Raw genomic sequence first — 11,392 nt, 5'->3', positions numbered from 1 at the left:
ATCCATATGGTAGACTGACCTCAGAAATTGAAACAACGTCACTACGTCATGAACTTAAAACCATGTCTGCATTGGACAACGGGTGTATTGTGCTTAAATAGTAGTCTTCTGCTTTCCAATACCTTGTGTTGAACTTCTCAATGTGCTGTCTGGTATTTTCCGCTTCACGCTCAAAGCGTGTTAGCCTTGGGCAATCCAAATACACAACAAAATCAAAAAATTCCCGCCATTCCTTCCGTTGTTCACTCCCTCATTTGCTATAACCTTCATCATCCATTACTGCGCGGCGAAAACGACAGCCTTTATACCGGCTGCCGCTTCTTCGAGTTTATGGAGCTATCGTGCCCGTTCGCTCATTACAAATGAATTACAACTCGTTATTTCCCCTCCTCCGAATCCTTTTGTCATCGTATCTATAGATATTCGAGATTCAGCTTTAAGTTCCTTTTTCAACTTACCGTAACATAAGCTTCATGCCGTTCAAATCCAATACTTTATTTGCTCCGAACACTAAACATGATTTGATTTTATTATTTTATGGTATAAGCCCAGCAAGAAACATGTAATAATTTCGTTTCTTTTATGTAAAATGTTCGCAAAGAAGCGGTCCCCTTATCCAGAGTGACCGCCCCATCGACGAATAGCTGCCGTCTAGCCTAATAGTCCAGATTCCTTCACATTAGATAAGAAGCGATTGAATTCTTCAAAATTGAGCTGCTGGGCGGCATCGGACAAGGCGATGGCCGGTTCGGGATGCACCTCCACCATGATGCCGTCCGCCCCTGCGGCTAAAGCTGCTTTCGCGCAAGGCGCAAAAATATCTTTACGGCCTGTGGAATGAGTGACGTCAACTAAAACCGGCAGGTGGCATTCCTGCTTTAAAATAGGCACAGCAGAGATATCCAGGGTATTGCGAGTAGCTTTTTCATATGTCCGGATCCCTCGTTCAATCAGCATGACCTGCGTATTGCCGCGGGACAAAATGTATTCCGCCGCATGAAGAAACTCTTCAATTGTTGCCGCAATGCCGCGTTTTAACAAGACAGGCTTACGTACATCGCCAGCCGCTTTCAAGAGCTCGAAGTTTTGCATATTTCTAGCACCGATTTGGATGACGTCAATATATTCGCAAGCCATCTCGATATGGCCCGGATCAACGATTTCGCTAATTGTCTTAAGACCAAATTCGTCTGCAGCGTCTTTTAAAATTTTCAAACCTTCTATCCCCAGGCCTTGGAAATCATAAGGAGATGTTCTTGGTTTGAACGCCCCCCCACGCATGACAGTAATACCCGCTTGTTTCAACGAGGCGGCAACGGCACGCACCTGGTCAACATTTTCTACAGCACAAGGACCTGCGACCATTATAGGTTTTCCGCCCCCAATGTTGACATCACCAAGAGAAATAATCGTATCTTCCTTCTGTTTTTTTCGGCTGACCAGCAGTTGCTTCTTATGATCCGTCAGTTGAAGGTTGAGCGATGCTTGGAAAATTTGCTTGAACAGGCAGCGGACAGTTTCATCATCAAAAGGACCTTTATTGCTTGCAACTAATTGTTCCAGCATGTGCTTTTCCCGTACCGGATCGAACTTCGGAACACCTTGAGTTTCTTTGAGGTGTCCGATTTCCTGAACAATTTGCGCCCGTTCCGATAATAACTCCAGCAAATTACAGTTAATTCCATCCAATCTGCTTCTTAATTGTTCCAAATTGAGTTCACTCATCTAACTCCAGCTCCTTAAATTGAATTTTTGAATATAAAAAAGACTCCTCGCCGCAAGGGACGAGGAGCCGTGGTACCACCCTTATTAGAAATGCCGCTAACTGCACATATAACGTCACTTCTCACTTTCAGCTCTTTAACGCAGAGGATACGGGTACCCCTATGAAGTCAAGTCGTTTGACTTCGTTCAGGAACCAGCTCAGGAGTGAACTTCGGCGGGCGCTCATTCGGGTGCTCTCAGTCTATCGGCACACCGTCCCTGTTAATAACCGCTATCCGCTTACTCTCTCCATCATCGCTTGGTGCATATAGTTGTTGCTTGTTGATTAGCATTCTATACCAATATTAGAAAACCACGCAAGCACGCAAATTAACGCATATTTGCGTTATGGCGGTAAAGAGTTATTGCATCGCCGCCACTTATCTGCTGGAACCACGACAGACTCTGACCATTCCATTCAGTCACCTTATTTTATTTGAATTTTAGTGTCATATATCCTTGCTCACTCCCTGCCATCTTCGATAATTGTGTATTTAAAGCTGGACGCAGCATAGCCGCAGCAAAGAAAATACCGGAAGTTAAAAGGATGATACTCCAGAAATCTTTGACAAATAGAAGGCTGTCCGTATTGCCCCCTTTGATACCCCAATGCTTTTGTTGTGAAGTTTGTAATATTTCACGACATGTTTACGCTAGGAATCCGGATCGTGAACATCGTCCCTTGATCTACCGCACTTTCCACCGTAACCGTCCCGTTATGAAGCTTCACTAATTCTTTGACGATGGACAATCCGAGTCCGGTTCCTTTTTTGGTATCGGAACGGCCGGAATCCGCTTTGAAAAACCTTTCCCAGATAAGCTCCCGGTCTCTCTCCGGAATCCCCCTCCCCGTATCTGCCACCGTCAGCCGCACATAGTCGCCGTCCTTGTCCGCTGCAATACGGATCTGCCCGCGCTCCGTAAACTTGACGGCATTTTTGATCAAATTGTTTAAAATTTGCTCGATCCGGTCATAATCTGCGAACATTTTGGGCACATCGTCTTCGACCCAGACAATGAGCGACGTTTCTTTATCGGCCGCTTCCGGTGCAAACTTGAACGCCGCCTTCTCGAGCATCGGTCCTACATCAAGCGGTATTAACGCCAGACTGACCTCTTCGTTTTCCAATCTGATCAAATCGAGCAAATCGTCGACAAGCCGGCTCATATGCAGCGTTTCGTTGTACAAAATGCTGTAATATTTTTGTCTGCCCGTTTCCTCGATAAGTCCGTCCTGCAGCGCCTCCAGGAACCCTTGTATCGCGGTAAGCGGCGTCCGCAGCTCGTGTGAGACGTTGGCCAGAAAATGGGTGCGGATTTGTTCGGACTTTTTCTTCTCGCGGTCGGTTTGTTCCAGCTTTTCGGCCATTTTATTCAGTGTCGCCGCCAGGTCGCCGATTTCGTCTTTCGAGGAAATCCGGATTCGTTCACTGTAGTCTCCCATCCCGATCCGCGAGGCGGAGCGATCTATCATTTGAATAGGCCGCGAAATCGACCACGATAAGTAAGCGGCAATTCCCGCCGAAAGAACGATGCCAAATAGGGACGCCCACAAAATCGTCTCCCGCAAACCGCGGATCGTTTCCTTAACACCGGTAATCGGCGTGTGAAGTACGATGCCCCCGTACACCTTGTCGTCTTTCCCCCATGGCACAACGACGGCAAGCGTAGGCTGCGTGATCGTCTCCGGTTGCATCCGGAGCACGGCGCTTTCTCCGGACGTTACTTTTTTGACGACCGACGGATCCACCGCCTTGCCTATCGACACCTCATCTTGAGATGAAGTAGCTACGATTTTGCCGTTCCGGTCAAACAACCATATTCGGGTATCGTAAGATTGGTCGAAAAAAAGCAGCAGATCCTTCGAATCCTCATTCAGCGTACTCGTGTTTTGCATGGCCAAATTGACCTTTTTCGCTTTCCGGAGCAGCTCTTCCTTTTTGAATTCCGTGAAATAATCTTTGGTGAAAAAGGAAACCAGCAGCCCCACCGCACACAAGCCAAGCAGCATGGTGAGCATGCTGCTGAACAGCAGCCTGAGAAAAATGCTTCGGTTTAAGCCTGGTATCATACAACGACCTCGAATTTATAGCCGACTCCCCACACGGTATGGATGCAATCGCAGCCAAAGTCGCTCAGCTTGCTTCGCGTCCTTTTGACGTGAACGTCGACCGTTCGGATATCACCCAGAAAATCATACCCCCACACCTGCTCAAGCAACTGCTCGCGCGTATAAACAACACCCGGTGATTTGGCCAAATGGACCAGCAATTCGAATTCCTTCGGACGCAAGCCGATTTTTTCGTTATGGACAAGCACTTCTCTGCGCTCTGGCCGGATCGTTAACCCGTCGAATTCGATGGCCTGGCTCTGGTCGTCGGGCACTGCCGGCCTTCTCGCCTGCATTCTGCGGAAAATCGCCTTGATCCTGGCCATCAGCTCGCGCGGACTGAACGGCTTGGTCACATAATCGTCGGCGCCAAGCTCCAAACCGAGCACACGGTCGAATTCGTCGCCTTTGGCCGTCAGCATGATGACCGGAATATCGTAGTGCTTCATCAGCTCGCGGCACGTGTCATATCCGTCCATTCCCGGCATCATCACATCCAAAATAATAATATCGGGCGAAACTTTCTCTACCATATCAAGAGCCTGCAGACCGTCTTCGGCCTCGGCCAATTGGATTTGCTGCTTTTCAAAATACAACCGGATAATTTCCCTTACATTAGGGTCGTCATCCACAACCAGGACCTTCAGTCCGTTCATGGCAACCGCTCCTTAACGAAAATAGGGACCCTTTTCCCGTGTCTACCACCGTTTCCAAAAGCTATATGCGACAAGCGCATTGAACAATCATATTGAAAAAAGTGAACTCCTTATAACATTCTATAGCAGCCGGCCGTTTTAAGGGGGTGGCTCGCGACTGTAACGGACACCTGCGATGTTGTTATTAGGCCAAAAAGCCGCTTCCCCCGTGGGGAAAACGGCTCCTTTTGCAATTGGCGTTATTTTGTCGTCGAGCCCGGCGTTTGAGGAGGAGTAGCGGGCGTGGCGGCTCCCCCGCCACTTGTCGAATCCGGCTTGGCAGCAGAGCCTCCATCCGTTTTGCCGCCTGAAGAGGAAGATGGGGTCGAATTTCCCGGTTGCGACGCTGCGGGGTCCTCCGCTTTGCCCGGAGTACTTCCCCCTTGCGGCGCTGTTGTTGTCGGTACATCCGTTTTGTTGCCGTCCGTGCTACCGGAACCGGAACAGCCGGCTAACATCCCCAGCAGTAAAATAGCGGCAGCCGATAAACCTGCCCATTTTTTCATTTGAGATGGCTCCTCTCTGTATTGGCTTTTCTTTGTGTCTGAAAGTCATGAAGGCGCTAAAGCGCTTGTGAAACTTTCTGCCACGTAAGAAAAACTTCCGCTCACCCGCGGTCGTGCATCCTTGAATTGGCTTCGATAGAAGTTTTTCTTATGTGATCCAATATACAGGAGAAAGATGGCCGTTTCATGTACGAAGTACTGCACAACCATTAACAAATGATGACCGAATGATGACCGTGCAAATTACTCTTTCTATCCCCGAAAAACAGCGGTTTCTGTCGAATTATTGTATTTTAAAAACAAAGGAGGAATTCGAATGAAAAGTTACAAGCAGCTCATCCAGGACCAGCTGGAAAAAGTGAAAACAACGGCGAACCAACTTACATCCTCCAGACAGGATGACGAGAAATACACATTGGAATTGGATTCCTATACATTCCAGAAGCTAAAGTCGGCGGCGGACGAAGGGCAAACGACCGTGCAAGCGGTAGTCGATCATATGATTGAGCAGTTTCTGGCCCAGGTATCGCCCGAGCCGGCGGGACACATATCCGATGAACGCAAGGAACAAAATCCGCTGCTGCTGCTTAACGGCATTTGCGGACGAGGACATTATTAGGAGGAGGTGAAAGGATGAGCGTCAACCATACCCAGCATTACAAACAATCCGTATTTATTGACGAAACGGCTTTAACCGCGTTTATGAATCCGAATGATCCCCATTATTTGAAAGCGCGCACCTTGTTTTTGGACTTGGACGATTTGGAGCGCGATTTTATAACGACAAACAGTATCGTGTTCGAAGTTCACCGCTGGCTGCGAAACGGGTTTGACTACGCTTTGGCTGACTTTTTTCTAAATGTGGTCGAAAAGGCGGCCAGCCGGGGGAAACTTCTCATCATTCCGGGAGGCCCCGAATGGGAGCAGGAAGCGCGGCAGCTGCTGATCGACCGGCCGGAGCTGCAATATTCGCTGAACGAAGCGCTGACGGCGGTGGTCATGTCGGCATACGGGATCAAGCGCATTTTTACGTTTAATCCGAATCACTCCGCTCTGAAAAACATGGATAAGGAAATGAAAATCATCCCAAGCGGATGGTGAGATCAATGAGGGGCTGACCCCCAAAATAGATTTCGTCTGATGCAGTGAGCTTTATTTAGCGCGCTCGGAGGGGATGACTATGGAGTTCCCCAATTTGATAAGTGAACGCTGTCGCTTCTCCACTCCATACTCATCCCTTAAGTTCGCCGTTGTGGATTGATATGACAGAGTACGAATGGGTTTTGAACGAAAAACTCGATCAGGCTCATTCCACTATGGATTGCCTAGGTGGAGGCCCACTGGCCATACCCTGGATTTGAGGTCATGATCACATCACGCATTATTATTTATAACAATCGGCAATCACGTTATGCAAAAGCTCTGAGCCCGTTTGCTAAAAGGAACGCACAAACAGTAGAATTCTTCAGCCATCCCATCAAGAACATTTGTTCCTATATTTAGACAATACTATTCCCCTGTCACTGCCAGGATGACGAAGATGCTAATAATAAAGCACTCTCATGAGAGAGTGCCGGCCGATAGATTGCGCCGCGGTGCATCATCCGAAGCAACTTTGTATTATTGAGCGGACTCTTAAGGAAGGATCCGCAATTAACGCTGAGACCTGGTCTAGGGCTGTAATTACGTTAATGCTTATTTATGCTTATACACAATAAAGGATACCGAGGTACCATGTCCCGGCTTACTATTGATTTGAAGTCCCTTTCCGTAGTGCCGCTTCAATCGAAGATCGGTATTAAGCAGACCGATTCCCGACGTGCTCGACTGTCTGGCGAGTACTCGCTGCGACATTTCTTCGTCCATCCCAACACCGTCATCCACCACTGCTATTTCCGCATACGTATCACAATCGGTCAGACGGATATGGATGTTTCCGCCGTGCGAGCGCTTCATAATGCCGTGTTTTACTGCATTTTCAACCAAGGGCTGGATCGTGAGCGAAGGAAGCATGAGCTGCTTGCATTCGTCGATCTCCCAGGTCACGCGCAACCTGTCTCCAAATCGTTCCTGTTCGATAAGCAAGTAGGAGCGAACAATGCTCAGCTCATCTTCGATTGGGGCATGTTCATCCATTCCTTTAAACTTAAATTTATCCCGCAAAAAATTCCCGAACGTTTCGAGCAGGTTACGCATCCGTTCGTGATCGATTTCGCTTAAAGCCGCCACCGCATTCAAGGTATTAAATAAGAAATGCGGTTGAATTTGTGCCTGCAGCCAAGCCGCTTCCATGCGCAACCGTTCTCTCACGGAAACCTTCGCTGCCGTTAACGCTTGCACTCTCGATCTTAGTTCGGATGCGTTGACCGGTTTCGTCACGTAATCGTTGGCTCCTGATAAAAAACCGGTCTCGATGTCCTGGGATCGATACCTTGCCGTTAGGAGCAGAATGGGGAGTTCCGTGAGCGAGAAACGTTGGCGTATCGTACGCGACAATTCATATCCGGACATATTCGGCATCATGACATCTGAAATGAGCAAATCCCATTCGTGTGAATCCAGTATGGCCAGTGCCTCAGATCCACTCGTAACGGTCGTAATGTCGTATCGATCGAATGAAAGAATATTTTCGAGCGCCTTCAAGTTTACGGGATCGTCGTCTACCACTAATATCCGGGGCCCGTCCGCACCGATCGCCATCGGCTGTCCCGCGACTGTGTCATGTGGTGTTGAAGCGGCAGCCAACGACGAGTCGACATAAACGATGGATGCCGCAACTTCGGTTTCCGCTTCCTCTCTTGCTGAGCTGGGATCGGCAAGCCGTAAAGCGAACGAGAATTCCGAGCCTTTCCCGGGAACGGAATGGGCCTTCAACGTCCCGCCATGCAACTCAACCAACTGTTTGCTAATGCTGAGCCCAAGCCCGAACCCCCCTTCCGTCATAACCCGATCGTGATGTGCCTGCTCGTACGGTTCGAAGATCCGCTGCATCATGTCTTTGTCTATACCGATGCCCGTATCTGAAATCACAATATGCGCCCTGCCGTCCTGTACATAGCCACGGATGGTCACTTCACCTTCATTCGTATATTTCACCGCATTGTGAAGCAGATTGAACACGATTTGCACGACTCTGTTCTCATCGGCATATACGTAAGGGAAGTTCTCAGCGATTTGATTCGTTAATCGTACCGGTTTTCGTTCCGTCATCAAATAAAACATATCTAAAACGCCGGTTACTACCGTCCACATGGAAAAATTGCGGAGCTGCAACCGAGGATTGCTTTCCTTCAACCTCTCCGTATCCAGCAGATCGTTCAGCATCAGCGACATGCGGCGACCTACCGATAACACCAATTCCAGATCTTTGGCGCTTTTGGCGCTTAGCGCATGATTCTCTCTTTCCAGAACAGCTTGCGAAATGTTAAGAATGCTGTTAAGCGGGTTGCGCAATTCATGCGAAGTATTGGCCAGGAATTCATCTTTCCGTTTATCCATATTTTGAAGCTTCGCTGCGAGCTTGGCGGTCTCCGAATGAACTTGAAAATAGCGTCTAATCCAGACGAGGGCGGAACAGACTGTCGATGCGATCAAGTCGAACGGATAATAGACGATTTTCATTCCCGTTATAATAAATACACCCATCCACACAAAATTGCTCGTGAACGCAATAAGAGACAGAAGCAGCAATACATTCTCCTTCTCCTTAACTCCCCTGATGGCCGTTCGAAACAAAGACCCAGCGCCCAGGAGAACCAGCAGCGCAGTAATTAAAACGAATACGTTATGAACGTTTTGCTGCTCTTTGATCGGAAGAAACACCACGGATATAAGCGCAGCCCCACAAATCGCCGTAAACATCGGCAAAATTCTCGTGCGCCAATAGGCTGGCAACAGGTCCATGACGTATTGTAGCAAAGAGAACGCACCGACAATCACGAAAAACGACATCGCTTTTAAACTCCATTCCAAGGAGACCGGAAACCAGTACAGCAATATTTTATCTTCGCTGCCTACCAGAATGGAGAAAATACCGCAGAGAACAAGCAGAGAGAAATAAAGCAATTTCTTGTCTTTGTATCCCATGAAAAATAACGTGAGTCCATAGATCGCATGAATCAGGAAGGCAACCGCGACGATTTGCTGCATCGTCAGAGATATCTGTGTCTCACGGGTAATCGCTTCCGACGATCCGAACTTCATGGATCGGATAATGCCGCCGCTGCGAGGGTCCGTGTAGTTCGCGGCCTGTACTACGATCTCAACGACGCCTCTTCCGTCAGGCGTGAAGGTGCCCGTATAAGGGACGTTTCGAGCTATATAAGCTTCCTTATTTGCTGCCGGTTGTCCCGATTGAGCGAGCAAACGACCGTTCACGAACAACTCTGACGAGCTTCTGACGCTCGGGATTCGAATGCTGAAGACCGAATCGTTTTGCGGATTGAGAAGAATACGCAAGTGATATGAACCATAACCGTACGGCGTGCTTTCTCCCGGCAGCATGTAATCATTCCAGCCTCCGGGAACATGAAGCGGGAATGGAGCTCGTTTCACCCCTTGATGAGTATCGCTCTCTATTAGCCATTCATGCGGGTAGAACTCCCACTCGCCGTCGAGTGTGATCGTGTGCCCTGAAGGCCATGTCCATTCGCGTAAATCAAGCTCCCCATTCACTGCGTGTGGTTGATCTATATTATCGAATGATATAATCCAAAAAACGCGCAAGCCTATTAGAACAAACACAAACAGGGCAGTGACAGTTAGTATCTTCCATTTGTTCATCATGTAAGGATATATTCGACAAAGCTGATACAATTCCTTTACCTACCACACACGGTCTACATTACTCCTTCATATTCGGCCGCGTCCGAACCAGATGTACGGGCCGTGGCCAGCATCAGGGGTGATAATCTTTGATTATCCTTGCTAAAACTGGTATTATTTCGACTCCCTTTGCTTCGCTTTGAAATCATGCCTAATGCTTAGTGGTATTAAAAAGATGACTCCTGACGAAATTCAGGAGTCGTCTTTTTGCTGCGTAGCTAACAGCCGTTAAAACTATCTACAAATAAGGTTACGGTTCACCAATGACATGAACGGACTGTTTTCAAGCAATCTTCATGAGCTCTTGATCAAACATTTGGTTGAGGCGTGCAGGGGAAATAACCCGACAGGCAGTAGCGGAATACCGAAAAGTTAGTTAGAGTTCGTTCTTTCGCAAAAATTCCCGCTTTTTCAGCGACACCCAGATTTGTGCTGCGATAAAAATAGAGGAATACGTTCCACTGACCAATCCGAAAATCAGTGCCAATGAGAAATTGCGAATCCCTTCTACCGATGAGACCAAGACGGCGACAAGGATTTGTCGGAATTTTCTGTAAAAATAGTATCTTAATCCTATTAAACTTTATTACTTAAGGGTTTAAAATAAAAGTAATCACTTAAATCGTCGAAAAGGCAAAGTCTTTGAAAAATGACGACGCAAAGCTATAGGGGCTAAAGTTAACAAGACAATGCCAGCCAGCTACCGAAACGAACACCTCTGTCGATTTATGTGAAAACATCAATGAGAGGAATGTGATCTTATGTTAAGTCAAGCCTTGCGTGAACATCTACTAAGGGCAGAAATCTCTGCTATCAAAAGGTGCATGATTGATCGATACGAAGAAATCGGAAGTTTGCGAGACCCGATTTTATTACAATTGAGTGAAATTCTTGATCGAAGGCTGAACAGACTGCGTTCGCTGAAAAGATTACATTAAAGAAAAAGAAAAAGCACCCATAGCGGTGCTTTTTCTTTTTCGCATGCTCGGACGGGCATTCCACCAGTCGCAATCCAGGATTACCATCCGAGGGCAATCGATATCCTTTATTCGTTTGTCCTGAATGTGTTGATCTAAGGTGTGGTTACGGACTCCCCCGGGTCTGCTCGAATTCCACATAATGGTTGATTTCGCAAAACGCTTTAAATTAAATGTCTCCATTGTTGATAACATTCTTGCGAAACTTTGGTAATTTACTATTGCTCTTATATCCTGCCGTATAGGCTTGTTGTATTGAATCGGCAAGTTCTTTTGTATAATTCGCACTTGCAACTTTTCCATTCCGTAATGCTGGTTTTTTATAATTCTCGGAGAAATACAGTGCCTCATCCTGATCATGCGCCAAATAGTATTGACGCTCCGACTCGTGTGAATGTCAATGAAAAAGTTGACCACTGCGCTAATCAAAAAGTTGACCACCCGGGCAAAATGAAAACCACAGCTATGTGGTTAATTTTTTCATGAGCGCAAGGCTTGCATGCTCTGCTTGAAGCG

Annotated in this window: 8 protein-coding genes, 2 pseudogenes and 1 riboswitch; of the genes and pseudogenes, 2 read left to right on the top strand and 8 right to left on the bottom strand. The window is 47.5% G+C overall.

Going from position 1 to position 11,392, the window contains the following annotated elements:
* Positions 1–46 precede the first annotated feature (46 nt).
* The 5 genes and pseudogenes from EYB31_RS41085 to EYB31_RS33710 form a co-directional block, all read right to left on the bottom strand.
* Positions 47–241: pseudogene (locus EYB31_RS41085) on the bottom strand (kinase); the annotation flags it as partial.
* A 410-nt stretch (positions 242–651) separates the two neighbouring features.
* A complete protein-coding gene (locus EYB31_RS33730) occupies positions 652–1,725 on the bottom strand; it encodes a bifunctional 3-deoxy-7-phosphoheptulonate synthase/chorismate mutase (RefSeq protein WP_131017987.1) in 1,074 nt (357 codons plus the stop codon).
* A gap of 676 nt (positions 1,726–2,401) precedes the next feature.
* Positions 2,402–3,835, bottom strand: coding sequence for a sensor histidine kinase (locus tag EYB31_RS33720; protein ID WP_338120006.1), 1,434 nt, complete (start codon positions 3,833–3,835; stop codon positions 2,402–2,404).
* A complete protein-coding gene (locus EYB31_RS33715; protein WP_131017986.1) occupies positions 3,832–4,530 on the bottom strand; it encodes a response regulator transcription factor in 699 nt (232 codons plus the stop codon). Before EYB31_RS33715 ends, EYB31_RS33720 begins: the two co-directional genes overlap by 4 nt.
* A 239-nt stretch (positions 4,531–4,769) precedes the next feature.
* Positions 4,770–5,075, bottom strand: coding sequence for a hypothetical protein (locus tag EYB31_RS33710; protein WP_131017985.1), 306 nt, complete (start codon positions 5,073–5,075; stop codon positions 4,770–4,772).
* A 316-nt stretch (positions 5,076–5,391) separates the two neighbouring features.
* Here EYB31_RS33710 and EYB31_RS33705 point away from each other — a divergent pair, with 316 nt between their 5' ends.
* Together EYB31_RS33705 and EYB31_RS33700 are read left to right on the top strand one after the other, a co-directional pair.
* On the top strand, positions 5,392–5,694 hold the full coding sequence (locus EYB31_RS33705) for a hypothetical protein (RefSeq protein WP_131017984.1): 303 nt from the start codon (positions 5,392–5,394) through the stop codon (positions 5,692–5,694).
* A gap of 14 nt (positions 5,695–5,708) precedes the next feature.
* Positions 5,709–6,176, top strand: coding sequence for a type II toxin-antitoxin system VapC family toxin (locus tag EYB31_RS33700; protein WP_131017983.1), 468 nt, complete (start codon positions 5,709–5,711; stop codon positions 6,174–6,176).
* Positions 6,177–6,770: 594 nt separating this feature from the next.
* Here EYB31_RS33700 and EYB31_RS33695 read toward each other — a convergent pair.
* The 3 genes and pseudogenes from EYB31_RS33695 to EYB31_RS40480 form a co-directional block, all read right to left on the bottom strand.
* Complete coding sequence (locus EYB31_RS33695) at positions 6,771–9,629, bottom strand: hybrid sensor histidine kinase/response regulator (RefSeq protein ID WP_338120005.1); 2,859 nt, start codon at positions 9,627–9,629, stop codon at positions 6,771–6,773.
* A 646-nt stretch (positions 9,630–10,275) separates the two neighbouring features.
* Positions 10,276–10,446: pseudogene (locus tag EYB31_RS33690) on the bottom strand (protein translocase subunit SecF); the annotation flags it as partial.
* Between the two features lie 75 nt (positions 10,447–10,521).
* Positions 10,522–10,607: riboswitch (cyclic di-GMP riboswitch) on the top strand.
* Positions 10,608–10,828: 221 nt separating this feature from the next.
* On the bottom strand, positions 10,829–11,179 hold the full coding sequence (locus tag EYB31_RS40480; RefSeq protein WP_165452753.1) for a hypothetical protein: 351 nt from the start codon (positions 11,177–11,179) through the stop codon (positions 10,829–10,831).
* Between the last annotated feature and the right edge of the window lie 213 nt (positions 11,180–11,392).

This window comes from Paenibacillus thalictri (assembly GCF_004307995.1).
In the GTDB taxonomy this organism is placed as follows: Bacteria; Bacillota; Bacilli; order Paenibacillales; family NBRC-103111; genus Paenibacillus_AF; species Paenibacillus_AF thalictri.
The sequence above is the reverse complement of the archived record's forward strand: the minus strand, read 5'-3'. Positions and strand labels throughout refer to the sequence as shown.

Bases quoted from the DNA above. Each gene is read 5' to 3' on its own strand.
- EYB31_RS40480 (WP_165452753.1), bottom strand. From the start codon at position 11,179: ATGGAAAAGTTGCAAGTGCGAATTATACAAAAGAACTTGCCGATTCAA.
- EYB31_RS33710 (WP_131017985.1), bottom strand. From the start codon at position 5,075: ATGAAAAAATGGGCAGGTTTATCGGCTGCCGCTATTTTACTGCTGGGG.
- EYB31_RS33705 (WP_131017984.1), top strand. From the start codon at position 5,392: ATGAAAAGTTACAAGCAGCTCATCCAGGACCAGCTGGAAAAAGTGAAA.
- EYB31_RS33720 (WP_338120006.1), bottom strand. From the start codon at position 3,835: ATGATACCAGGCTTAAACCGAAGCATTTTTCTCAGGCTGCTGTTCAGC.
- EYB31_RS33700 (WP_131017983.1), top strand. From the start codon at position 5,709: ATGAGCGTCAACCATACCCAGCATTACAAACAATCCGTATTTATTGAC.
- EYB31_RS33730 (WP_131017987.1), bottom strand. From the start codon at position 1,725: ATGAGTGAACTCAATTTGGAACAATTAAGAAGCAGATTGGATGGAATT.
- EYB31_RS33715 (WP_131017986.1), bottom strand. From the start codon at position 4,530: ATGAACGGACTGAAGGTCCTGGTTGTGGATGACGACCCTAATGTAAGG.